Annotated in this window: 19 protein-coding genes; 13 read left to right on the top strand and 6 right to left on the bottom strand. The window is 46.1% G+C overall.

All coding sequences use genetic code 11. The annotated features are described in order from the left end of the window. Positions 1 to 32: 32 nt before the first annotated feature. The 3 genes from MHB71_RS11935 to MHB71_RS11925 all read left to right on the top strand — a co-directional run bounded on the left by MHB71_RS11935 (position 33) and on the right by MHB71_RS11925 (position 4,085). The gene (locus MHB71_RS11935; protein ID WP_047842693.1) at positions 33 to 905 is read left to right on the top strand and encodes a carbohydrate ABC transporter permease; all 873 of its coding nucleotides are present in this window, start codon (positions 33 to 35) and stop codon (positions 903 to 905) included. Between the two features lie 205 nt (positions 906 to 1,110). Beyond that, complete coding sequence (locus MHB71_RS11930; RefSeq protein WP_340029691.1) at positions 1,111 to 2,817, top strand: hypothetical protein; 1,707 nt, start codon at positions 1,111 to 1,113, stop codon at positions 2,815 to 2,817. A gap of 302 nt (positions 2,818 to 3,119) precedes the next feature. Then, positions 3,120 to 4,085, top strand: a complete 966-nt coding sequence (locus MHB71_RS11925) for a TIM barrel protein (protein WP_340030167.1) — start codon at positions 3,120 to 3,122, stop codon at positions 4,083 to 4,085. Between the two features lie 134 nt (positions 4,086 to 4,219). Here the strand turns inward: MHB71_RS11925 and MHB71_RS11920 are convergent, their stop codons facing one another. The 5 genes from MHB71_RS11920 to MHB71_RS11900 form a co-directional block, all read right to left on the bottom strand. Then, a complete protein-coding gene (locus tag MHB71_RS11920) occupies positions 4,220 to 4,855 on the bottom strand; it encodes a response regulator transcription factor (protein WP_340029690.1) in 636 nt (211 codons plus the stop codon). Beyond that, complete coding sequence (locus MHB71_RS11915) at positions 4,852 to 7,155, bottom strand: ATP-binding protein (protein WP_340029689.1); 2,304 nt, start codon at positions 7,153 to 7,155, stop codon at positions 4,852 to 4,854. Before MHB71_RS11915 ends, MHB71_RS11920 begins: the two co-directional genes overlap by 4 nt. 164 nt (positions 7,156 to 7,319) lie before the next feature. After that, entirely contained in the window at positions 7,320 to 9,359 is a 2,040-nt protein-coding gene (locus tag MHB71_RS11910) for a serine hydrolase (RefSeq protein ID WP_340029688.1), read from the bottom strand. A 314-nt stretch (positions 9,360 to 9,673) separates the two neighbouring features. Continuing rightward, positions 9,674 to 10,258, bottom strand: a complete 585-nt coding sequence (locus tag MHB71_RS11905) for an AAA family ATPase (protein ID WP_340029687.1) — start codon at positions 10,256 to 10,258, stop codon at positions 9,674 to 9,676. Between the two features lie 87 nt (positions 10,259 to 10,345). Continuing rightward, positions 10,346 to 12,145 carry an ABC transporter substrate-binding protein gene (locus tag MHB71_RS11900; RefSeq protein ID WP_340029686.1) on the bottom strand — a complete coding sequence of 600 codons (1,800 nt, stop codon included), beginning with the start codon at positions 12,143 to 12,145 and terminating at the stop codon, positions 10,346 to 10,348. Positions 12,146 to 12,279: 134 nt separating this feature from the next. Between MHB71_RS11900 and MHB71_RS11895 the strand changes: the two genes are divergently transcribed. The 6 genes from MHB71_RS11895 to MHB71_RS11870 all read left to right on the top strand — a co-directional run bounded on the left by MHB71_RS11895 (position 12,280) and on the right by MHB71_RS11870 (position 19,577). Next, positions 12,280 to 13,899: a DUF4173 domain-containing protein gene (locus MHB71_RS11895; RefSeq protein ID WP_340029685.1), complete on the top strand. Its 1,620-nt coding sequence runs from the start codon at positions 12,280 to 12,282 to the stop codon at positions 13,897 to 13,899. A 92-nt stretch (positions 13,900 to 13,991) separates the two neighbouring features. After that, positions 13,992 to 14,342 carry a hypothetical protein gene (locus tag MHB71_RS11890; RefSeq protein WP_241230758.1) on the top strand — a complete coding sequence of 117 codons (351 nt, stop codon included), beginning with the start codon at positions 13,992 to 13,994 and terminating at the stop codon, positions 14,340 to 14,342. After that, positions 14,279 to 15,166 carry a membrane protein insertase YidC gene (gene yidC, locus MHB71_RS11885; protein WP_340029684.1) on the top strand — a complete coding sequence of 296 codons (888 nt, stop codon included), beginning with the start codon at positions 14,279 to 14,281 and terminating at the stop codon, positions 15,164 to 15,166. The genes MHB71_RS11890 and yidC overlap by 64 nt, the downstream gene beginning before the upstream one ends. Before the next feature lie 287 nt (positions 15,167 to 15,453). Next, positions 15,454 to 17,421: an AraC family transcriptional regulator gene (locus MHB71_RS11880; protein WP_340029683.1), complete on the top strand. Its 1,968-nt coding sequence runs from the start codon at positions 15,454 to 15,456 to the stop codon at positions 17,419 to 17,421. Between the two features lie 117 nt (positions 17,422 to 17,538). Next, positions 17,539 to 18,564, top strand: coding sequence for an iron ABC transporter permease (locus tag MHB71_RS11875; RefSeq protein WP_051447083.1), 1,026 nt, complete (start codon positions 17,539 to 17,541; stop codon positions 18,562 to 18,564). Further along, the gene (locus MHB71_RS11870; protein ID WP_340029682.1) at positions 18,561 to 19,577 is read left to right on the top strand and encodes an iron ABC transporter permease; all 1,017 of its coding nucleotides are present in this window, start codon (positions 18,561 to 18,563) and stop codon (positions 19,575 to 19,577) included. Before MHB71_RS11875 ends, MHB71_RS11870 begins: the two co-directional genes overlap by 4 nt. A gap of 237 nt (positions 19,578 to 19,814) precedes the next feature. Here the strand turns inward: MHB71_RS11870 and MHB71_RS11865 are convergent, their stop codons facing one another. Continuing rightward, a complete protein-coding gene (locus MHB71_RS11865; RefSeq protein ID WP_338708653.1) occupies positions 19,815 to 20,921 on the bottom strand; it encodes a LuxR C-terminal-related transcriptional regulator in 1,107 nt (368 codons plus the stop codon). A 129-nt stretch (positions 20,922 to 21,050) separates the two neighbouring features. Between MHB71_RS11865 and MHB71_RS11860 the strand changes: the two genes are divergently transcribed. From MHB71_RS11860 to MHB71_RS11845, 4 genes are all read left to right on the top strand, one after another. Beyond that, positions 21,051 to 21,758: a class I SAM-dependent methyltransferase gene (locus MHB71_RS11860; RefSeq protein WP_036608640.1), complete on the top strand. Its 708-nt coding sequence runs from the start codon at positions 21,051 to 21,053 to the stop codon at positions 21,756 to 21,758. After that, positions 21,742 to 22,845 carry a saccharopine dehydrogenase NADP-binding domain-containing protein gene (locus MHB71_RS11855; RefSeq protein ID WP_339187850.1) on the top strand — a complete coding sequence of 368 codons (1,104 nt, stop codon included), beginning with the start codon at positions 21,742 to 21,744 and terminating at the stop codon, positions 22,843 to 22,845. Before MHB71_RS11860 ends, MHB71_RS11855 begins: the two co-directional genes overlap by 17 nt. A 74-nt stretch (positions 22,846 to 22,919) precedes the next feature. Continuing rightward, the gene (locus MHB71_RS11850) at positions 22,920 to 23,213 is read left to right on the top strand and encodes a hypothetical protein (RefSeq protein WP_076214685.1); all 294 of its coding nucleotides are present in this window, start codon (positions 22,920 to 22,922) and stop codon (positions 23,211 to 23,213) included. A gap of 78 nt (positions 23,214 to 23,291) precedes the next feature. Then, the gene (locus MHB71_RS11845) at positions 23,292 to 24,584 is read left to right on the top strand and encodes an amidohydrolase (protein ID WP_340029681.1); all 1,293 of its coding nucleotides are present in this window, start codon (positions 23,292 to 23,294) and stop codon (positions 24,582 to 24,584) included. The last annotated feature ends 52 nt before the right edge of the window (positions 24,585 to 24,636 follow it).

The following is a 24,636-nucleotide window of genomic DNA, read 5'->3' as shown; positions in this document are numbered from 1 at the left end:
GAATCACATATGATCTGTAAGGAGTGAGTGGGATGTCTGAAAACACGGCGAATCGAATATTCAACACGGTAAACGTCATTCTTATTGTCATTACGATGGTGCTGTGTCTTGCACCATTCATTCATATTATTGCGATCTCTCTCAGCTCAAACCGGGCGATCGGTTCAGGAGAAGTTTCCTTTTTCCCCAAAGAGTTGTCCTTTGAGGCGTATACCAAAGTATTTGCAGATGGATCAATGATTCGTTCCCTCATCTATACGATTTGGCTGACCGTCCTGAGTACGGTGCTAAGCATGGTGATGACCATTGCAGCTGCATATCCACTGGCGAAGAGTAATCTGAAAGGGCGCAAGTGGTTCATGCTTGTCATTGTGGTGACGATGTTTTTCAGTGGCGGCATTATTCCTGAGTACATTCTGATCAAAAATCTACATCTACTCGATAGCACATGGGGACTTATTCTGCCTGGATTGATTAGTCCGTTTTATATGATTATCCTCATTACCTTCTTCAGAGGTATTCCCGAAAGTCTGGAAGAAGCAGCAGGCATTGATGGAAGCAGCCACTTTGGAACACTTATGCGCATTATTTTGCCACTATCACTTCCGGTTATGGCAACACTGAGCCTATTCTACGCGGTAGGACGGTGGAATGGTTTCCAGGATGCACTCATGTATATTACCAAGCCAGAGCTGTACCCTTTGCAATTGAAATTGTATCAGATGATTCAGCAAAACCAGATTACAGAACTGATGCAGAACGAAGGTATTGGCGCCGTTCAGGTCCTGCCTGAGAGTCTGAAAGCAGCCAGCGTTATATTCTCCACGTTACCGATCCTGCTTGTGTATCCTTGGTTGCAGCGGTACTTTATCAGTGGCGTAATGGTAGGTGCTGTAAAAGGTTAATAGAGGTTGTTCAAAAAGTTCACTTTTGATTACGAATGATGCCTAGTGGCATCATCAGCATCGAATATGAAATTTAGCCGAAATGTCCGTTGCTCACGTAGTTGTCCTACGCTCCGCTACTCCATTTCTAGCTTAATTCCATCTTCTTGGTACTGAAAACTGATCTTTTTGAACACGCACCTATAGTCTCGGGAGGGCGCATGACATGACACAACGAATGGTAGAGAAGATGTCGAAAGAGCAACAGTATCTTGTAAATCAGTCCATGTTGATGATGGATAGCTTCTATGACAAGGAAATGGATCTGATTCGGAGTTTCGAAGAGGAGGATTCATCGCAGCACAGCACACGAGCCAGTGCACATTATGCGCTCGGATTGTTAATTCGAAATGAGCCTGGTGATGCGGAACGCGCGATACGAGTGTTCCACAAGGTGCTCGATGTTCAATATGACGCTCCGGATGAGATCTATCACGGAACCTTCGCGACCCGACCAACTGATGTGCATCCACCAGCGGGTCACTATGCTTGGAAATCTTTTGCGCCAGGCACGGCCTATTTCCTGGAACGCACCTTTGAGAAGGTGTCTGCGCAGTTTATCCATAAACTACAGGAAGAGGGTTCTCTGCTAACAGAGGCAGCAGACCCCAAACAACTGAAACACCTTTTTTATTCGGCAGTGAATCAGGTTCTGCCACAAGTCTGGATCAGTTATGATCCCAACTGGCGCGAGTTTATCGCTTGTGTCTGTGTGGTTGTGACTGCCGAATTCGCCGAACTTATGCCGGAGACACTCATGAAACGGATGGACCATGCGATGGAGTTGGCTGTGCAAGGGTCAATAGAACGCAGGTTATCGGACGTAATCCCCATGAATACGAATATTGAGTTAATGCATATTTTCATTACCCACTACTACGGCCATCGCTTGAACCGAACAGAATGGATTCAGCATTCGGATGAACAGGCGGAGGGATTGGTGAAGGAGTTCGAACAATACGACGGTACATTTGCGGAATTCAATACGACAACGTATTACGGGGTTGATCTGTCCGTGCTCGGCATGTATCGAAAGTATGGACTCAAGGAACGTTTGATCGAAATTGGACACCGGATTGAACATGGGCTGTGGAATAACATTGCGCTATATTACAATGCCAACCTGGAGAATCTCTCCGGCCCGTTCTCCCGGGCGTACGACATGGAGATGCGAGAGCATAGTTCGATCGGTGTATTTATCTATCTTTTGCTTGGAGAAGGGTATGAATATCTGGCAGGAATCAACTGTGAGTCAGGCCATGATCCACTGATTGCGCTCCTTGGGGTGGATGTGCCCGCTGAAGCCGTGCCGTATTTCAAGGCTCATCAAAAAGATCGGCTTGTGCAGAAACAGTTCATGGAACTGTGTGAGCGCAATGATCCAACGTCCAATCGGAATCTGTGTACAGCCAAAGCTTGGATCGGTGAAGATCGGATGATCGGGGCCATGTCGGGAAGTGTGAATACGAATGGACAGATGCATCCAGCCACGATCCACTGGCAGACGGAGACGGGGGAACGTTATTATCTTCGCTTGATCCGCCGTGAGGTAGGCGAGGGGTGGAACAGCCATCTGCGCGGAATAACGTTTGATGCGGACCTCACGCCAGATTCGTTAACCATTGATGTGGAGCTGGATACGGCGGAAGAGATCGACGTTTATTTTGAAATCAGAGGGCCATCCCTTCGTCAGGAGGATATTACAACAGCGTTATGGCAGTTCCCAGGACTTACGTGTACCCTGAAGGCTGAAGCACCTGAACCATCCGTGTTAATGTACGTGAATCATGCGGAGATCATCTATCGTTATGTGCCTGGAAAGACGGTAAACAAGATGAGATTTGAACTGATCCTCCGTGAAGACAACGGTTAGAGGGATGAATAGGTATATAAGATGAACTGAACATTTACACGAGAACGAAGAGTGCAGAACCGATCTGAAGAAGCGGAGCGTTCGCCTGAAAGCTTTCTGCAAGAAAGCTGCATCGGAAGCATAAGCTATCACCCGATTTTTCCCTTTGGAGAAGGGGATCAAAAAAATCTGGGGATAACAGCGATCGGAAGATGGTACTGCAATTGGAGTGATCTAGTGTAAAGTTTATTGGTTCAACTTATATAGATAGAGATAAATGGAATATGAATGGGCGATAGAATGAGAGACAGGAGGAACCAATGATGTATACGGACAAACAGGAATATTCGTTCTCAACATGTTGGAATATCAAACGTCATACGACCGGACAAGGTATGATCGAGGAGATCAAGTCTCTTGGATTCAAACAGGTGGAACTGAATTACAACGTAACGGAAGAGATGCTGCAGACGATAGAACCGATGATTGAACGGGGCGAGATCGGTGTATCCAGTGTGCATAATACATTCCCGCATGTGGCTGATCCCGATTACGGGACGGATTCCGTCCTGCTTGGGTTCGATGATGAACCGCGCCGCAAACGGGCGATTGAGCTGTTACTTCGCTCAGCCGAGTACGCACATCGTTATGGGGCCAAGGCTGTTGTTGTACATCCCGGTGAGGTTCCGTTTGAATACAATATAGATGAAGCGTTGAAAAAGATATACCACGATCAAGGACCGGATTCACCGGCATATCAATCTTTATGGCAAGAGATGCTGGAGAAGCGGGAAGATGGCAGCGCACATTACCTGAGCCTTATTCAGGAGAGTCTGGAAGAGGTATGTAACTTGTCGGAGCAGCGGGGATACGGAGTGAATTTCGGTATTGAGACCCGTTCACGCTGTTATCAGATGCCGACTTTGAACGAAGCAGGAACGATTATTGGACAAATGAAGGGCGCACCGCTTGGTCTTTGGTACGATATTGGTCACGGCATGATGATGGATCGAATGGGGCTGTACGATAATGTACGTGAGGCTAACGCGTTGATTGATCACGTGGTTGGCGTGCATATTCATGAAACCGTAGGGTTATCAGATCATTGGTGCCCATACATCCATAGTAAAGACATGACATATTTTGATTCGTTTTTGGATATTATTGACCGATCTCCGGTGAAAGTATATGAATTAAAAGCCGCGTGTACACCGGAAGAAATCGATGAGAGTCATGGAATAATCACGGCTCGTATTGCTGAACGTCATGCGGCGCGTCAGCGTGGATAGGGAGCATACGCATCAAGCATGAATGCACCTTATAGGAAAGTAAACCAACAGATGAGCGGTTCAGAACAAACCTCAGGTTGCATTACAGGGTGTTCTGCCGCTCTTTTGTTGTTTTTTTAAACGGGTACATATTTTTACCGTTTCTCAGGGAGTGTTACGTCACCGAGAATCCCTGCCTGATAGCCTTTGACTACAGCACCAATTCTGGACTTAACACCAAATTTCTGTGTAATAGAGGTTATATGATACTCCACTGTACGTTGACTGATCGCCAGATCCTGTGCAATCTCCTTGTTGGTCATCTCCAGTGCAATGCGGTTAAGTACTTCCCGTTCTGTTGCCGTGAGTGATTCCTCCAGATTAGGGGATAACATGGTCTCTGGAATAAGAACATGACCCAACATACTCTGGTGAATGGCGTTGATAATCTGTCCATACGTTGCTTGTTTCGACAAGTAGGCATGAACGCCCAGATCATAAGCTTTTAACTGGAATTCGTGATAGTTGTATCCGGATAGCAATATAATTTTGACGGATAACCCGTATTGATCTTTCAATCTTCTCACAACCTCGAACCCGTCAAGCTGGGGCATGCGGATATCCATCACAACAACATCTGGTCGCAACACCTCTACTTCGGATAAAAAAAGCAATGGGTCGCTGAATGTCTTCACTACCTGTATGTCTGGTTCGCGGTTTAAGCGGTTGTTGAGACCTTCCATGACCAGGGGGTGATCATCAAGTAGTACGATTGTAATGGGTTCGCTCATTGTTCAGTTGCTCCTTTGGTTAAAGGCAAACGGATGTTGATTGAGGTTCCTTTGCCAAGGCTGGAATGTATGGTGAATTCTCCACCGAGATGCTGAATGCTGCTTTGTATGGATATCAAACCGAAGTGCCCTGTTGCAGTATCAAATGTGCTATGAACATTAAACCCCAAGCCGTCATCCTCTACTTGTAGAATCAAGTCAGTATCCCTTGTATGTACCTGAATGGAGCAAAACGACGCCTGTGCATGCTTCATCACATTCATAATGAGTTCACGGATCGTCCGAAAGACGGTGGACTTCAGAGGTTCGTGCTTTAACTCTTCAGAGAGAGCGTTGTAGTTTAGTTGCATGCTGATGCCACTTTGCATTTGAAGTGTACGGATGAGCCATTGCAACGCTTCCTCGAGATCACTTCGATCCATAATATGAGGGTAGAGATCATCACATAATTGACGTATATCTCTCTGGGAAGCATACAGGCACTCCAGCCAAACAGCCGTTTGATCCTTATGCGTCTCTCCGGTATCGTGTAATTCCTCCAAATCACGAGACAGGAAAATCAGGTTTTGAAGCAGTTGGTCATGAAGGAAATAAGAGGTTTTCATACGCTCTGCCTGTTGGGCTTCCATCATAATATCATTGAACTGCCGATGACGGCGTATCTGGTGTTCATGAAGAGCTGTCTGGTCTACACGGTATTCATATCGCTTCTGCAGATCGGATAAGAGTCTGCCATTGACGAGCATTCGAATTGCTTCCAGCCTGCCTTTATCAATGATATCCTGTTCCTCTGCTGAAAAAAGGGTGCGATTTTCTTTGTGACCAATGCCCAGAAATCCTATCGTCTCCGTAGTGGGCTCACCCGACAGCTCCCAAACCTGTGCCAAATCAACTTTCTGTCGTAAAACTTCAATATCCAACGCCTGGTTATCTATATTCTGAATGGAAGCAAAAACCCCTGTACCTTCCTGAGAATATCTGTGCTTATCATCAATCCATATGACAATTACACCTTCAATATCCAGCATCTTGTGGAACATCTCGGCAAACACGTGAATCATGTCCCGCATGTTTTGCTGCTCAGCCATTCGCACAGTCAACCGAAGTTGCTGGTGTTCCAACCAGTCTTTGTTAAGTTTGTTTTTCTTGCGTGAGCGTGTGAGCGTGTACTGATACACCCAAGTGATCAGCAAAAACGAGACAAACAGCAAGCTGATATGAATTAACGAATGCAGGTGAGAAGCAGCCAGAAACAGTAAAAATGCGATTAAAGCATATAGTCCATGAATCATCAATCTTGGCATAACCAGTTTGAGGTCAAGCATACTCCGTTGTACAAGTACATAAGTGAACATCCATGATAAAGGCAGAAATCCAATTAATGTGTACTCTACAGGCAATAACGGTTCACCTTGAAGCAGGGTTGGAATAGCAAAACAGATGATGAAGGGAATCAGGCTGACAATAATTCCTGTTAACATGAGCAATAGCTGGTTCTGCTCCTTGCGATTGTAGCTTTTACGATTAACCCATGTCATCCAGATTAAGATCAGAAGGGTTGCACAAAGAATAAAGTTGAGCAGATTGGTTGGACCAGACGGTGCAACAGGAGTACTGACGGTAGTAATGCCTTGATTGATCTGAATATCGGTCATCATCCACTGCTTGATGTACAGAAAGGCAAGGCCAGTAGAGTAGGCAATCGCAATACATCTGCTGATGATTAATAACCATCGGAAACGATGCAGACGGGTACGGAATACAAAAGACACATAAAAAGCAGTTAGACAGTAAGGTAACCATGCCGCACAAAAGGCCAGAATATAATTGGATAAAGGCAACTGGGATGTGTATATCGTCAGTATACATATGGCCATGGACAGGTTAAGCAGGTAGAACAGGCGCATCACTCGTGAACCGGGTTGGCTAAACAAGGCATAGGTTCCGGTCAACAATAGCAATAATTCTACTATGGATGAGAAGCCGATGTTGAACCATTCACGTGGTCCAGGCTTCATGGTATGTTCGGATGCCTGACCGTGAGAATTCTCAACGTCGATGATGTAGGCTTCAGTCACTAAGAATACACCTTTTTGATGGAGTAACCGGACTCCTCCTTTGGGTTCCAAGGAGATAACGGTGTCACCTGATCTAATCCCGGATGTATAAGCTAAACCTTGAGGATCTACATCATGTACTGCCGAAGAATTGGAGGCATTTGGTGTCAACGAAAGTCCGATATAAGGATTCATAAATGAAGAGATATGGATATACGTGGCTGTCAGTATAAAGCACAACATCGTTACAAACCACACGAAATTAAATTTAGTTTTCATGAATCTATGTAATGAGAGTTTTAGTCGCATGGTAAAATCATCCGTTCTTATAAAATGCATCATTGGTAAAATGAAGTGGAAAAACAAGCCATGTAGCAATGACATGGCTTGCCGAGCATCACTCTATGTTAATGTAGCAGAGTGCCTAACATTTTGTACATCAAAACGGATGATTCCTGCCTCAGCATAGGTTGCTTCGATCTATAATCCACAGCACCGGTGCTGGATACAGATACTTCCGGACCGTAGAGACCTAGAGCAACCACAAACTGGACACCTTCTTCAGCCCAACGATCCTGTGAACCGATGAGATCGGCAGTTACGGCAGGTGCGCCAAGGAGTTGTTGTGCCGTTCTCGATATGATCACCGCGGCCTCTTGCCTTGTTATGGCTTGGTCAGGATGGAACAATCCACGAGTATTACCTTGCACAATACCCAGTTCAAGAGCGGTTTGAATGTAGGCGGCGTAGGGACTTGATTGGGTATCTTTAAATTTTGGTGATTGAGCTGAAATGGACATTCCGCTTATGCCCACAACCTGTGTTACAAACTCCCCACGACTAACAGGCTTCTCTGGTTCAAATAGGGATTGATCCTGTGGATACAGGCCAATCTGTGTTAAACGATAGATGTACGGAGCATAGGGATGGTCTTCTGGCACATCTTCATAAGGTTTGGCTTCTGGCAATTTCTCGGACCAGCTATCTGACTTGTTGTAATAGAAATACGTGATTTCACCTGACTGATTTTTTTTGAAACCAGCGAGCTTGCCTTCCTCATCCATGAACAACATGTCCTTAACGGGTGTTAAAGTGTGAGTGCCATAAGCATCTATAACCTGAAGACCTTTCTCTGTTGCTGAAATATCATACAACCATGCAGGCAGGCGGATATCACGATATAGTCCCTCGTAGGAATGGAGTGAAGACTTGGGTACGCTATAATCACTATAATGCGTCTCATTATTCGGATAAAAATGATCCATAAATGCTTGGAAAAGCGCTTCTCGCACATCTGGTCCATCACTGTTGGAGACGATAAATAGTCCAGTCTTCTCGTTAGGTAACAGCCACAGATTGGAGTGGAATCCATCAAGATCGCCTGCTTTACTCACGACTTTACGTCCATGATTATACTGCGAATAGGTGGATTCGAATCCGTAACCTGTGCCAGGTATATCCGCGTGTATGGAGACATCCAACGTTTGCATCGCTTGGACGGATGACGGTTCGAGTATACGTGCACCCTGGTACGAACCTTGATTGAGCTGCGCAAGCATAAAGTGAGACATATCCCGTCCAGTTGTAATTAATCCGCCCTCAGGGGAGCTGTCCGGTATATTGGGATATTGCGGAAGCTCCTGCCCTTCAGCGCCATAAGGAGTTGCGAGTTTACTCAGCGTGTCTTTGCTTAGTGTAAAATGGCTATCCGACATATCAAGAGGGTTGAATATATGCTGTTGTACATAAGTCTCAAACGGAAGTTTGGACTGTTTCTGAACAATGTAGCCCAAGAGTGCATAGCCGTAGTTGTCGTAACGGAAAACTTCTCCTGGATTGCGAACAACGGACGGTTTGTTGTCTTGGATGAATTGCTCAAGCGGATAAGAATGATTCAACTCCCTGGGTATAGTTGCTGCATCTGTGAAATCAAACCCGCTGGTGTGGGTCATTAGATGTTCCAATGTTAACGCTGTTCCGGTGTGGTTGGTCAGATTAAGACCATCTGTGTATGCGCTAATATCCTGATTAAGTTTTACGTTACCTTGCTCGGTCAATTGCATAATAGCGGTTGCTGTCAGCGTTTTGGAGATGGAGGCTACACGGAATAGAGTGGAGTCGGCGTCGACGGGGATTTGTTTTTCCACATTGGCATAACCATATCCTTTATTCAAAACGATCTGTTGATCGTGAACAACGGTGACTACCGCACCTTTCAGAGCAGACTTCACTTCAGGTTGGGCGAAGAATTGATTGATGAACGATTCAGTTTCCTGAGGACTTACCTGATGAAGGGGGAGACTGCTTTCAGCTGATACACTGGTCATCGTGGTGAAACTTAGAGATGCAACCAGGAGGATGTTGGCTACGGCACGTTTCCAATTAGGATTTGATTTGTAGCTGTGTTGTTGTTGTCGAGTTGGACATGTTGCTACGTGAGATTTCATGAAATTCTCCTTTGAGTTGAGATATGTTCGTTCTCTTACATTCAAGTACATCTATAATCTATCAGTTCGGATGTAATGGCGATTCCGTAGTACGCACTTATTACGGCAGGACTACCGCAAACCTTTTTGCGTGATCCCGCAATTGTTGAGGATGAAGAGTGAGTTTTGAATGATCTTGAATATATGAAAAGAGGTATTTGTCATGATGGACCCACCCAACGGGGATCTCGACAAATACCTCTTTTTGTTTCGTCTTTTTATTTTCCATGGAAAGCGACATAGTGCAAAGGAATTGGGAAGTAGATTTTATAAAACTACTCGTACATCCGTCGTTCAAGTTCAGCATAGGCAATGGCAGGATCATCACTGGAATTATCAATATAAGCGACGGATGAAGCAGGGAGCGGCCAGGCTATTTCTTTACGGACGAGAGAAGCTGTGAATGCATCCCAGTTGGCTAACTTCCATTCATCTAGTGGGGATTGTCTCGCTGTGATCCGTTTGTGATACAACGCTTCATTCTCCAGATAAATATAGGCTACACGCACATCCGTATCATCCAGGGTATGTCCGATTCGTGCAAGTTCCTGAGCAATCCAATCCGGGGTACCGATTTCCTTGGTAAATGGCCCCACAACAATCGTATCGATACCCAACTGAACGTTATCCAGAGCGGCATCCATCGTAATGCGGTACCCAAGATCACGGCACAACCTTTTGTATTCAGGCGAATCTCGGTCGGAAGGATCAAGTCCCTGAAGGGTCATGATCGCCTCAGCCGCGGGACGAAGCAAAATATCCATATCAAAGAAAGTCGCTTTATGTTTACGGGAAAGGGCTTTGGCAAGGGTGGTCTTGCCACTTCCGGCCCCGCCGAGAAAGAAAATTAGTTTGCTCATGAATGTAATGCCTCCTTAGTATGGTGCAAGTGCGTGTAAGATGTGAGCTAATATCATTTGCTTATTTTAGCACAATCCATAACAATCTCACTTCATCACCTGCGAAGGAAACCAGATATGACGCAGGTTCACCCAGCCCTGGCTGTTGAAAGATAGACCACGTACCGAAGGCAGATAAGCGGTTTCTACCGGTTTTTCGGATAAATGGAACAGTAAATTCTGACCAACCAAAAATTGCTCAATGCGGTCTAATTCACGAGTTCGATCCGCAGCGATGGGAGAGGCGACGATGGTTTGCAAGATCTCATGGATCGTTATACGAGTAGAATCTTCCAGATGCTCAGACAACGTGGAGTAAAGATCATATCTGCGCAGTTCTTCGTCCCTGTCCCGAATGAGAGAGAAGAGAATCAGATCAGATTCCAACCTCAAGTTTCCTTTGAACTGCTCCATCGTAGCAGTACGGACGGTACAGGAGAAACCGCACAGCTCCAGTATGGACGCCAGATGTTGGGCATCCCTGCGATACTGTGGGATGGTCGCAATTTGCAGTGAGATGGGAGTATACGAAGTAAGTCGTTTAGTAATATCTCTTAATCCCTCCGGGTCAACCATCCCGGTATTCACCGCACTAAAATCAGTCTCCATGACTTCAGAGTCATCTGCATGTCCGTCATCTCTATACATTCCAGCAAGGCATGACTGAAGGTGTGCTCTTACTTCCGGATCGTTTAACGGTCCGTTTTTTTGTGTATTACACGTGAGTAATTTATGAACCATTACACCTGCACTAATCTGTGTCCAGTCTGCACCCGCAGACGAAGACGGATTATGAACAAGATGAAAGAACGGAGTTTCGATATCTTGGCTATCGTCCATTTTTGCCGAGACACTCCACGGAATTTGCAGGATATCTACCCGGTCCATATGTGCTCTACCCTGAAAATACGATGAAAAGGCTTCAAGTCTGCACAAGTGATCATCCCAGGCGGTGACCTTGAACGGTCCCGTCCCAACAGGTTTTTGCATCCCATGTACATCACCCGAATGCTTCATCTTATGTTCGTTTGTTCCTGGTGATGGTACAATCGCCGCACGACTTGTTGTCAGGAAGGACAAAAACAATTCATGAGGATCTTTAAGCTGGAAACACATGGTTAAGGAATCGACCGCTTCAATAGATAGAATCTGTTTACTTACATCACGGTACAGTGTCCGGCGATCTGTAGATTGCAGCCGTTCAAACGTATGCACTATATCATGGGCCGTCAACAACTGACCATCGTGAAATGTAATACCTTTTCGCAAATAAAAGATCCAGGTCTTTCGGTCTGCACTGACATCCCAGGTATGAGCGAGACATGGGAGGATCTCTCCCTGTTCACCCCGCTGAACCAACCCGTCAAAGACATGGCTGGTAACAAAGGATTCAGCTAATAGATTAATGAACAGCGGATCAAGGGCATGAAGCTGTTGGCGCAGGGGCAACCGAAGCGTATCAATCTGCTCATTATTGGTGCCGGCTTCCGTATGATGTCCTGAATACCCAAGCAACCACTGGTTTAGATGATCCTGCATGATTGTTGAACTGGAGAATGCGCTCACCTGCTCGGCAGCTTCCTGTAACTCCCGGCGATTCATGGCCTGCATCATATATTCTGCGGCGATTTGATCAGCCGGAACAAGCAAAGTCAGTGAAGAACGCCGACCCCGGCCACGCTGGGAAACCCAACGAATCCAATCATGGGCAACCATCTTTTTGACAATCGTTAACGTATTGCGGTGTGTACAATTTAGCAACTCAGCGAGATCGGCGAGTGTAAGTTCATGTTCTGTATGGTGACCGTAATGGCGATGCAACAGCAGATATTGCTGATGTAATTTCAAGTGTTGATTCCCTCCTGGAGGTGAACTCTGACGTATTCCTCTAAAATAAGAAGTTTTGTCGATTTTAATTTCTATTTATATTCCTATTTTATCATCTAGAATATAGCATAGAAAGGTTAATGGAGGTTTTTCCCATGATTGATAAAATAATGGCTTCACCGCAACGCGCTCTAATCACGCTACTGTCTGCATGGATGCTGGCGATCATTCACCAGTATTTATTCTATGGTAATGAGATTGGCGTATCGTATCCTATCTTTGTAATTCTCTTTTATTTGTTCATGTATCTGTTTGCACGGGACCGCATGAGGTCTTTCAAGTTCATTGATGCTTTTGTGGCGGCTGTATTGCTATTGTTGTCGCTAACGTTCCTGTTATACGACAATGAACTGCTGTATGTTCTTAATTTTCTGTTTGTACCCGGCGTAGTTATCTTACATATGACGTATCTGATGGGCAGAAAACAGAAGCAGTGGTGGGAGATCGGTTTGATTGGTACGGCTATTGACCACATGCTGCCTCAAGCCATACGTCATTGGGGGACTGTTGCTGCTATTGCTGTGAGAGCAGGCGGGCGTGGCATGGGCAAATCCCAAAAAACAGTTGTTTTCAAAGTACTCATTGGTCTTGTGGCGTCCTTGCCTATCCTCATTGTAGTCGTTGCATTACTGTCCTCTGCTGACGGGGTCTTTGATCAGTATTTAGCCGGTTTTCCGGAGTGGCTGAATCAATTGACTTTTACTCCAGGGATACCGAGAATCATCTGGATTGTCATCGCAGGTGTATTGCTGTTCGGTTATGTATGGGGATTTGTACAGCCAATGCAATATGAGGCAGAGAAGAGAGCGAACGCACATTGGAAAAATGGAGCAGCATCCACGGTTGATAAGCGTGATCACACCTATATATTCTCTCCTGTGGACCCGGCCACTGAAGGTAAGGTTACCAATAAGATTACACCCGAGCCCGAACGCACTCCGGTTCAGCGGGAACCATTCAGATTGGACCCCATCATTGTGGGGACGATGCTGATTGTCATTAACTGTGTGTACGTTTTGTTTGTACTTGTACAGTTTTCGTATCTGTTTGGTGCAGGAGAGGGGCATCTTCCGGTAGATCTGTCTTACGCAGATTATGCGAGAAGTGGATTCGCAGAGTTAATTCTCGTCACAGGTATTAACTTCTTTATTCTTATTGTTGCTTTGCAGTATACCCGTCCGAGTGGCAAAACGGGTTCCATCGTGCATCAGGTACTTCTCCTGATTCTGGTCAGTTGTTCAGCAATTATGTTGTATTCCGCGTTTATGCGCCTAAATCTGTATGAGCAGGCATATGGATATACGTACATCCGCTTCCTGGTACACGCATTCATGATCTTCCTCGCACTCCTGTTGCTGATTGCCGGCCTTCGTATACGCTACACATCAATACCGCTGATCCGCTGGTATATTGTGCTTGCGCTCACTGCATATGTTGCTGTCAACTATGTGGGCATGGATAAACGGATTGCCGAGCTGAACATAGAACGTTATCATCAGACTGGCCATATTGATGCAACCTATCTGGCAAGTCTGTCGGCAGATGCAGTTCCGTTACTTCGTGAGTTTGCTCTGGAGGAGTATCCTGATCTCAAGAGGGAAATGCTGGAACGTCAAGCCTACTTGGACGAGGATTCATCAGATCGTTCATGGCCTTCTTATAACGTGGCGAGACACCGAGCTGAGCTAGAAATGTCCAAATTGAGAACGGAATAGCTGAATAGTAGTTGTTTTCACGTACGGATTTATGCAAAAACAATATGTAAGTGTTATAATATAAAAACTAACCTATAAAGGGGGTGAATTCCTTGTTTGAACTGCAGGAGTTATTACCATATTTATTCTCGATTGGACTCATCTTCACCGTCAGTTATGCCTATATTGCCCATCTTCATTGTGGCATGACAGAGTACTGGATGGAAGGTGGCGCTGGTGGTGGACTTGAACCTGTACTTCCCGCCCTGTGTTTGGACAGACAGCATAGACAGGAAGACTGGAGTCGCATGATTAGACGAAGAGAAGCGCCCGATGAAGATGAACCAGATTGTCATTCCTCGTTGAACGATTGGTCAACAAATCAACGAGGAGGATATATATGGAACATAAGACTAACAAGGGATTCACTTTTACTTCGGGCAAGGGACGGATCTATGGCCTGATTGCTATATTGTTTGCAGTCATGCTGCTTGCCGGATGCAGCAACAACGTGTCGGAGATTACTTCATCGACACCGGGATTTTTTAATCACTACATTGTATTTCCACTGTCGTATCTGATTCAGCATATTGCTACCATATTTAACGGAAGCTACGGGGTCGCGATTATCGTGATTACGCTGGTCATTCGTTTAGCATTGTTGCCCTTGATGATGCGTCAAGCCAAGTCCCAGCAGGGAACACGAGTCATCATGAACGCCATGAAACCCGAGATGGATGCGCTCAAGAAAAAATATGAAGGCAAAAATGATCCTGCTGATAAGCAAAAGCTGTCTCAGGAAACGATGGAGCTATACAAGAAACATAAGTTCAATCCGCTGAACATTGGTTGCTTGCCGATGCTCATTCAGCTGCCTATACTTTCAGGTATTTACACAGCCATCCGACTTACACCGGAGTTGTCCTCCCACTCGTTCCTGTGGTTCAAACTGGGAGCGCCGGACTACGTACTCGCTGTGGTGGTTGCGGTCATATATCTGATTCAAGCCAAGGTATCACAAGCCAATATGGCGCCTGAGCAGCGAAAACAGTTCGCCATTATGGGTTATCTCTCCCCATTGATGATGGCATTCTTTTCTCTTACAGCTCCGGCAGCGATGCCGCTCTACTGGACCGTTGGGGGTTCGTTCCTGGTACTACAGACATTATTGTTCCGTAAAATGTACCCGGTGGAACACCCACAGGAGCCTGTGGTTGTGGAAGTAAGTAAGAAAAAGAATAAAAAATCCAGCTCCGCCAAACCTTCTCGGAAACCTGCAAAGTCTTAATAAACTTGGTCGCAGGTGACAAGAGAAACATGGTGACTACGTAATCTTGTTAAATACAATAAACATAAAAAAGAAGCCTGATCCATATGGATCAGGCTTCTTTTTTGTACTATCAGGTGTTCCTTTTTAGTTTTTTACGAAAGCGGATGGAAAGCATAACGTCCACTGCCTGTTCCCCAATATCACTTAATGATATATACTTACCTGATCAAATATGATATTGATAATCAATATCAATTATTGAGTGATGTATACATTGGAAAAAGTGAAACGAGGAGTGCGGGTAGATGCAAGAGGAAGAAGCAAGACAGGGATTTACACCAGAGATGATTGATATGATGGCCAGTATCTGGACACGTTCGATCATTACATTAATAGATGTACGCTTTCAGAATGTAGCGTCACAATACCCGTTGGAGCAATATAAAATGCCTAGTAGCATGTTTATCTATGCATATGGGGGAGAAGCGCAAATCCAACTGAATGAAACCACATTTGCAATGGAACGCTTCGGTTTAGTTCACGGCGGGAAGGGGAGCCTGCTCAGTATTACGCCTAAAGAGGAGATGGTGAAGACATTTATGGTGTTTTATAGAGCAGAATCACCTCTCTTTTTCAAGAAACATCTGCAACAATTACTGGAGCAAGTAAATCCATTTGTTCAACAGTTTGGTTATACGCCAAGTAATCCCATCTTGCTACGCGATTGGTTCCAACGGATGATGAATGGCTGGAAACGTGGCAAGGCGATGGATCAGCTACAGGCCAAAAGTTTTCTATATCAATTGATTCATGAGGTGTACAGGGATTTGGAGGGTGGTGAGATTCGGTATCTCCAGCCAGATCCAGCCTGTTCTGCCAAGGTATATCTCGATAAACATTACAGGGAGCCGATTATGTTCCAACAAATTGCCGATATGTTTGGGATCAGTGGTGGACAATTGACGCGGTTGTTCAAAAAAAGGGAAGGGATGAACTTACAGGAGTATCTCATTCAGAGAAGGATTGAAGCAGCCTGTCATGACTTGAAACATACAGAAGCGACGGTTAAAGAAATCGCAACGGGAGCTGGTTTCACAGATGAGAAAAACCTGTTCCGCATGTTTAAGAAGCATTACAAGATGACGCCAAGTGATTATCGGAAAATAAACGCACTATCTATGCAGGTTGATGGTATTGATAATGATTCTCATCTCCCTTACGATGAGAGGGAACTAGCGAGTCTAGTCAAGTCTTATAGAGATGGGGAATCAACGATGTTTGGAACATTAAGAAGTAAAGAAATGATTTTGGCGGCGGCGATAAGCATGATGCTCTTATTGACGGCATGTACGTCGGGGACGCCAGCGAATAATGGGGGAACGGCAAATACAACACCTGCGCAGACACAGCAGGCGACACAACAAGAAGGGTCGGAGACAAAAGCTTCAGAAGCAGTCTCGCAGACCAGAACGATATCCACAGTTAAGGGTGATGTTGAGGTACCTAACAACCCTCAGCGAGTTGTAGTCGATTATTTGGTTGGTGATGTGGTAGCCCTAGGTGTAACTCCTTTAGGTGTGGCTAGAGCTGCACGGGGAGAGACGGAGCCTGTATATGCTAATCAGATTACAGACTCCATAAAAGTAGCCATGGAGCCGGAAGATATCATGACGCTTGAGCCGGATCTTATCATTTTGGCATGGAGTGATGAGTCGTATGATGATTTATCCAAAATTGCCCCCACCATTTATGTTCCCTATGGTGATATGACTACAGAAGAGCGGATACAATTTATTAGCGATGTTTTGAACAAACAGGAAGAGGCTAAGGATGTTTTGAATGCTTATACCGGAAAAATCGAAGAAGCAAAGCTAGCCTTTCAGAATGCGGGCCTATCCGATGTAACGATTACGGTTGGAGAATTCAGTGATAAAAGTAACTACATAGCTGGAGCCAAGCATGCCGTTGGCGAGCTTGTTTACGATGAACTTCAATTGCAGGCACCTTCAAAAGTCCAAACGGATATTATCGATGCAGATAAATATTGGGGCGATGTCTCCATGGAAGTATTACCCGCTTACTCGGGGGATTATATGATCTTCTTAGGAGATGGAACAGTTGCTGCTGATAATGCAGTGTGGAATGCCATACCTGCTGTTCAACATGATCGGATCGTAAAGGTAGATTCTTCGCTATCTTGGTCCACCGACGTAATGACTTCCAGTGCATTGATTGATTTTATTGTTAGTCAATTGCTGGCATTAGCTAAATAAGAGTTAAAACGAAATTTTAATTGAGCACTCCAAATTTTCAAACATGACCAGTCGAATTTATGGACGTTACTATCCATATTCGTTTGGATTGTCAATAGGTGATGAAAGGGAAACGAGATGAAAAGCAAGCCTGAACAAAAACGCCGTGGGGCGATGAACTTCACCATGTACATGGTAATAGGGCTTGGATTAACGGTTCTCATGTCGGCGGCATCAATTATGTTTGGTGCTGCTGATATGAGGTTAGCAACGGTATGGGAGGCTATTTTCCGATTTGATCCAATGCTCACTGAACATCAAATTATTCAAACTATGCGTCTTCCGCGTACCGTAGCTGATCTGATCGTTGGGTGCAGCCTTGCGGTATGTGGCGCTATCATGCAGGGGACAACGCGTAATCCGCTGGCCGACTCCGGGCTGATGGGGATTAGCTCTGGCGCAGCATTTGCAATTGCACTATGCCTGGCCTTTCTGCCGGGTTATTCGTATTGGCAGATGATGTTGTTCGCTTGTCTGGGAGCAGCGATCGCCACCGGTATGACTTACTTTACCGCGTCACTGGGAAATCGCGGAATGACGCCTCAGCGGCTTGTACTGGCAGGTCTGTCTATTTCAATGTTGTTTGGCGCACTCAGTCAGTACTTGGCAATCAATTATGATTTGGGGCGAGCATTGACATTCTGGACGGCGGGTAGCACAGCGGGGGTCAAATGGGGAGAATTGCTGATTATCTCACCGCTCTTTGTTGGTGGTATACTGCTGGCACTGGCGCTGTCCCCTTCCGTTACATTGCTCAGTTTGGGAGATGATGTGGCAAGTGGACTCGGCATTCGTAGCGGACTGGTCAAGATTTTGTCGACAATTATTGTACTTGTGCTGACTGGATTGGCTGTTGTTGTCGTTGGCCCTGTTGGTTTTGTGGGTCTGATCACCCCGCATATTGTGCGATATATGGTAGGTGTCGACTATCGATACATTATTCCGGCAGCGGCTTTATATGGTGCGTTGCTGACCGTATCGGCCGATTTGGCTGGACGTTTGATCAATAAACCGTTCGAAACGCCGATTGCCATTATATTTTCTATCATTGGTGTGCCGTATTTTCTCTTCTTGGCTCGAAGACAAAGGAGGGAATATGAATGATCAAGCGGCGTTATACGATGAAACGAGGCATTATCATCAATGTAGTGCTTATGGTGCTCATACTTGTGTTTGCGATCATTAGCATGAATTCTGGCAAAATGAATCTTTCACCGCTAGAAGTGCTGAACGTTCTCATAGGAAACGGTACCGATAAGCAAAATCTAATTGTGTTTGATTTTCGTTTGCCACGAATTGTACTTTCGATTTTGGTAGGTCTGGGAATGGGAGCGGCGGGGGTCGTGATGCAGAGTTTGCTGCGTAATGACATGGCTAGTCCGGGAACACTGGGAATTAGTTCGGGATCGGGTTTGTTTGTCCTGTTCTTCGTTGTATTCATTGCATCCACAGGCAAGAGTTCCTTTATTGCTCTGCCTCTGTTGGCTTTTGTTGGCGGACTATTGGCAGCGGGTTTGATCTTCTTATTATCGTATCGCCGCGGACGAGACATCTCGCCAATCGGTTTGATCTTGACCGGGGTCGCGTTAGGAAGCGGGTACGGGGCGCTGACGACCTTCTTGACACTCAAGCTGGATGATTCTTCGCAGATGAACTTCATGCTGTATTGGCTGGCGGGAAGCCTATGGGGCGATGATTGGGGTTATATTTCCATACTGACACCATGGGTCTTGATCTTACTCGGCTATATTTTTTACAAGGCTCGCATACTGAATGCCCTCCATTTGGGCAATCAGACAGCACAGGGGCTTGGTGTTTCCGTGAAGCGACAGTTCTTGGGGTTGTCAATCGCTGCTGTTGCTTTATCCTCTGGCAGTGTAGCTGTGGGAGGCAGCTTCTTTTTCGTTGGATTGATCGCTCCGCATATGGCCAGAAAACTGGTCGGTCCCGATCACAAATTGCTCATTCCGGCTGCCAGCTTGGCTGGGGGACTAGTCGTGGTGTTGGCTGACACGATTACGCGCACGGTTAGCCTCGTAGGAGATGTGCCAACAGGAATCGTTATTACAGTTATTAGTGTTCCATATTTTCTTTATTTACTAGCAAAAGCCAAATAACACAATCAATAATATAGTCGGAATTTTTTGTGGAAAACGGTTTGGCAGGACTGTGCGCTGCATTTTAAAGCAGAATGCACGATATCAAAAGTTCAAACATCGAAGTTACCCTGTATTACCGCTATGCTTTTTAAACAATAGCTATAGAAAAAGATGCCATTACGAGGATATCGTATTGGCATCTTTTGATTTTTTCTCATTTGATAGTTAATTTGATACTGGAGAATTATTCAAGATTTATATGGCAGATTCATCCGACAGCTGAAAACGGGAAACGAAATACCAGATGAGCTCGCGACGTGAGGATACCTTGGTTTTGGCGAAAATGGATTTTAAATGATCCTGAACCGTGTAGACGGAAATATGCATCGCAGCAGCAATTTCCTTGGACGAATAGCTGCGTAGCACATATCCGAGCAGTTCCCGCTCTCGACTGGATAATCCATGGCTTTCAGCGAGCAAGGGCAGTAAATCCTGTGGCATCGCCTGCTCCAAACGGATAGCAATCTGATTCGGCCCTGTAAGCTGTTGCATGAGACTAGCATGAAGTATGAGGTAACGCCCATCCGGAAGTTGGATGCAAACTTTGGAGGGTGATTCGGGAGCGATCTGAGTATCCACGACCAGTTCTGCCCGATTCTTGCGCTGCAGGTGGGAACTCACTGCACGTACCGGACGGGGCAGAACATCAGGCCCTACATGTTCCAGCATGCGCAATTGGGACAGCCAATATTGAGCGGAGGCGTTCAGGGATAAGAGCTGGAACGTGTCTGAGGTGATCAAAATTCCGGGTTCCTCAGGACTGCCACTCGTGATCTCATCGATCAGTGTCAAGCTCGTGGACCGCAGCATCGATGCAATAGAAGCGGTCCAGGACTGAATCATCAACCGCTCCCCCTCTGTAAAGACAGCACTTTCTGTCTTACGATATAGGGTCAGATATCCCCAGCAAGAGTCTCCACTAACCAATACAGCACGTAGTTCATCACCGAACCCCGCTGGCTGAAGAATGTTGATATATCGAGGGCTTTGTTCAAGCTGTAAGTTGGACGTATGAAGTGTAGCTGTATGCTCACCGCTGCGAATTAATTCAGCGTATTTATGTATATCTTCTTCCATGTATTCATTGATGAATAACCGATCATGAATGGCCTCAATGCCATCTTCTGTCACGGCTCCTGTGGAGAGAAGAGTCAGAGGATCAACGGTAGTAAAACAGTATGCGTCGTAATGTACAACCGTATGGATCTGCTTGAGAACAGCTTCCCGATAGGTATGTGAGGTCCAGGTTCCTTTTTCAAGAGAAGTGATAAGTCTGTGGTTCCGATCAATACGTGATGTCAACAAGATTACTCCTCTCTCTGTGCGCATATCCCAATGTTCTGGGATTGTAGGCTCGCCGTATCCTTCTATAATGAAATTAGACGAACAACGAGTCAAGTCTAACTTCAATTCAAGAGGAGTGCGGTGTCCATGAATCACAATCTATCACCGATGAGCTGGGAAACAGCAGATGTTCATCGTTACGAACAATCGATAGCCCTGAAAATTCCGGGTTATTCTCATATGCATGATCTAATGGAACGGCTGCTTTCAGCATCTTTCGCGAATAACAACGATATTCATATCCTTGTTGCCGGTGCGGGAGGGGGAAAAGAGATTGCTCTGCTCGGATCACGTCATGCCGGTTGGACATTGACTGGAGTAGATCCATCACAGCCCATGCTGCAACTTGCTGAGAAACGAGTCACGGAAGCGGGCATCGGTTCCAGAGTGAAACTGCAACCTGTCACGGTTGAAGAATTGCCGGAGGATATTGTATATGATGGGGCGACAAGCATGCTCATGTTACATTTCCTTCAGGGGATGGAGGCCAAGAGAACGTTTCTGACCAGCCTCGCAGCTAGACTTAAACCGGGTGCACCACTGATCATTGCGGCTGTAAATGCCGATCTTCGTTCACCTGCACATCCAATCATGATGCAAGCTTGGAAGGATCACATGTTGAGTGTGGGCGTCCTTCCTGAAGAGTGGGAGCGTTTTGCTGCTTCCCTGGGCCGTGAATCCGATCCAATATCCTCTGAAGAGATGACTCAGCTACTGACCGAATGCGGTTTCTCACATATTACACGTTACTTCGGGGCGTTCTGGGTGGAGGGGTATTATGCAATTCGAAACTAGCGTGAAGCCTATTAAAGATCAGATCTGGGTGGTTGGTGGTTATGGTCAAGTGGGGCAGATGATATGTACTCAACTGGGGAAATTGTTCCCGGGTAAAGTATGGGCTGCGGGTACACGCATGAACCGTGCGGAAGAGTTCAGCAGGTCTACAGGTGGTGCTGTGCTACCGCTTCAACTGGATGTAACAAAACCTGTGGAGCCATCCATGTTACGGCCTGTGAAGCTGGTCATCATGTGTGTGGATCAGAGCGATACCCGTTTTGTTGAAGCCTGCGCACAAGCCGGAACCGACTATATTGATATTTCTGCAAAATATGATTTTCTCGCTCAGGTTGAACAACTGCACACCAAAATGCAACGCTCCCAATCGACCGCGATCCTCAGCGTTGGATTATCACCCGGAGTGACTAATTTGCTTGTGCGCGAAGCGACCATGCATATGGATCAGGTGGAGGAAGCAGACATTACCGTAATGCTGGGACTTGGTGAGAAGCACGGAAAAGCTGCCGTGGAGTGGACCGTTGATCAGATGAATGCCACTTACCAAGTGATGCAAAAGGGCAAACCTGCTGAGGTACAAAGTTTCGGAGATGGCAAACGTATTGATTTTGGAGCAAAACTTGGGCAACGGAAGGCCTATCGATTTAATTTTTCGGATCAGCATGTGGTTGCTCGGACGTTACGTATTCCAACCGTATCTACCAGACTCTGTCTGGACTCCCGCTGGATCACAAGATCCATGGCAATCTCCAAACGTGCAGGGTTGTTTTCATTGTTGCGTATCCCGTCTATTCGGAATGGAACAGTTAAGGCATTTGGCCTTATTCCTGGGGGAGAACCGATGTATGCGGTCAAGGTCGATGCCGTAGGATGGGAAAATGGTGAGCAAATCCGCGTCGAACAACTACTGGTCGGTGCAAAGGAAGCAGATGCAACAGCGGCCGTGGCAGCAGCCGTGGCGGAACGCGTATATAGAACGGAGTCAGAGTTGCCTCATGGTGTATTTCATATTGAACAGTGTCTCTCTTTGCAAGACATTCAGGATGCACTTCATACGCCACTAAAGGTGACGACCAAGATCACTTAGTTTCATGTTCTTTTGCTGGGAACCTCCGATCTGCTATGATGGAACAATAATCATGGCATGAATGGAGGGAGATCATGAACTGCGTTGCTGTATTACCTTATTACAAAGTACAGAGAGAAGTGACGGGTCTCGCCCAAGAGATTGAGATGAATGCCCGCTCCATGATTCTGTATTCAGATAAAATCGTGACCAAATACCGCGAGTTCAACATCACGGAAGTGTTTGATATGTCATTTCGCCGTATGGGTGATGAAGGTGGATTTTTCTATTTGCACACAAGCACAGGAGTATATCCATATATGGTCGAGATCGACCCCAAACCTTTTATACAAAGTTTCAGAAAGATGACGATTCAAAAATTAAAATGACTTGACCTTGCCGTTACGTGAAGGCTTACCCTCGGATATGGAAAGAACCATAACCAATTCAGAGGAGCCGTGAATGTAATGAGTATACTGATTCAGCAAGCTACGATCCTAACGATGAAAGATGCCGATGCCCCCTTTACGGGGGATATTTGTGTTGAGGGTGATCGCATTACGCAGATTGCTGATCACATTGTGCCTCACCCGCAAGATGAGATTATCGATGGACGCAATAAGGTTGCCATGCCAGGACTGATTAATGCCCACCAACATACACCGATGAGTCTGCTCCGGGGATTCTCGGATGATCTGAAGCTGATGGACTGGCTCGAACGCAAAATGTTGCCTGCCGAAGCACGGATGAAACCGGAAGACATCTATTGGGGTGCCAAGTTATCCATCGCCGAGATGATCCGTTCGGGTACCACTGCGTTTGCGGATATGTACATTCATATGAATGAGATTGCAGAAGCGGTTAAGCAAACGGGTATGCGGGCATCACTTACACGTGGGATGGTATTCATGGAGGAGGATGGGGGACGCAGGTTGCAGGAGGCGATTGATCTTGTGCAACGCTGGTCTGGAGCGGCCGAGGGACGGATAACAACCATGTATGGGCCCCACTCACCCTACACTTGTCCCATGGAGCCGCTTCGTGAAGTCATTGCCATGGCTGTCACAGAGGATATCCGGCTACATATTCATCTGGCTGAGACGAAGGAAGAAGTTGTGAAGATTCGTGAGCGCTATGGCATGACACCGACGGAGTATTTGGAAGAGGCGGGTATGTTCGAACAGGCACATGTGTTGCTTGCGCATGGTGTACACCTCAATCGCAGGGACATCGGCAGATTGAAGGGCATGCGCGGCGGTGTAGCACATAACCCAGTCAGCAATCTGAAGCTGGGGTGTGGAATTGCTCCAATTACCGAGATGTTGGCTCAGGGAATTAACGTTGGAATCGGAACGGATGGAGCGGGAAGTGCCACAACCGTGGATATGTTCGAGGAGATCAAAGCCGCGACCTGGCTGCAAAAGCTGGATTATGGCGACCCAACTCGCTTGCCAGCCAAGGACGTACTAAGCATGGCTACACGCGGAAGTGCTAGTCTGCTTGGTCTACAGGATGACGTAGGGATGCTTGAGGTGGGTCGCAAAGCTGATCTGATCCTGATCGATCTGGCGAAACCACATCTTCAACCTGTACATGAGGTAGAATCGTTACTGGCTTACAGCGTAAATGGGGCGGACGTGGACACCACGATCGTGAATGGTCAGATCCTCATGAGAGGCAGAAAGCTGCTCACGATCGATGAGGATGAACTTTACCGTGAGGTAAAGGTTAGAGCCAAACGGATTGTTGAGGGAATTTAATTTTAGGTGAATATGATCCGAACTGGAAAATGATTTGTGTTCAAAACGCTAT

It is taken from the genome of Paenibacillus sp. FSL H7-0940 (genome assembly GCF_037979415.1).
Taxonomy (GTDB): Bacteria; Bacillota; Bacilli; order Paenibacillales; family Paenibacillaceae; genus Paenibacillus; species Paenibacillus amylolyticus.
Note: the sequence above shows the minus strand (reverse complement) of the source record. Positions and strands in the feature narration are given on the sequence as shown.

Excerpts from the sequence above, each read along its gene's own strand:
- MHB71_RS11935 (WP_047842693.1), top strand. The coding sequence starts at position 33 with ATGTCTGAAAACACGGCGAATCGAATATTCAACACGGTAAACGTCATT.
- MHB71_RS11930 (WP_340029691.1), top strand. The coding sequence starts at position 1,111 with ATGACACAACGAATGGTAGAGAAGATGTCGAAAGAGCAACAGTATCTT.
- MHB71_RS11925 (WP_340030167.1), top strand. The coding sequence starts at position 3,120 with ATGTATACGGACAAACAGGAATATTCGTTCTCAACATGTTGGAATATC.
- MHB71_RS11920 (WP_340029690.1), bottom strand. The coding sequence starts at position 4,855 with ATGAGCGAACCCATTACAATCGTACTACTTGATGATCACCCCCTGGTC.
- MHB71_RS11915 (WP_340029689.1), bottom strand. The coding sequence starts at position 7,155 with ATGTTGTGCTTTATACTGACAGCCACGTATATCCATATCTCTTCATTT.
- MHB71_RS11910 (WP_340029688.1), bottom strand. The coding sequence starts at position 9,359 with ATGAAATCTCACGTAGCAACATGTCCAACTCGACAACAACAACACAGC.
- MHB71_RS11905 (WP_340029687.1), bottom strand. The coding sequence starts at position 10,258 with ATGAGCAAACTAATTTTCTTTCTCGGCGGGGCCGGAAGTGGCAAGACC.
- MHB71_RS11895 (WP_340029685.1), top strand. The coding sequence starts at position 12,280 with ATGATTGATAAAATAATGGCTTCACCGCAACGCGCTCTAATCACGCTA.
- yidC (WP_340029684.1), top strand. The coding sequence starts at position 14,279 with ATGGAACATAAGACTAACAAGGGATTCACTTTTACTTCGGGCAAGGGA.
- MHB71_RS11880 (WP_340029683.1), top strand. The coding sequence starts at position 15,454 with ATGCAAGAGGAAGAAGCAAGACAGGGATTTACACCAGAGATGATTGAT.
- MHB71_RS11875 (WP_051447083.1), top strand. The coding sequence starts at position 17,539 with ATGAAAAGCAAGCCTGAACAAAAACGCCGTGGGGCGATGAACTTCACC.
- MHB71_RS11870 (WP_340029682.1), top strand. The coding sequence starts at position 18,561 with ATGATCAAGCGGCGTTATACGATGAAACGAGGCATTATCATCAATGTA.
- MHB71_RS11860 (WP_036608640.1), top strand. The coding sequence starts at position 21,051 with ATGAATCACAATCTATCACCGATGAGCTGGGAAACAGCAGATGTTCAT.
- MHB71_RS11855 (WP_339187850.1), top strand. The coding sequence starts at position 21,742 with ATGCAATTCGAAACTAGCGTGAAGCCTATTAAAGATCAGATCTGGGTG.
- MHB71_RS11850 (WP_076214685.1), top strand. The coding sequence starts at position 22,920 with ATGAACTGCGTTGCTGTATTACCTTATTACAAAGTACAGAGAGAAGTG.
- MHB71_RS11845 (WP_340029681.1), top strand. The coding sequence starts at position 23,292 with ATGAGTATACTGATTCAGCAAGCTACGATCCTAACGATGAAAGATGCC.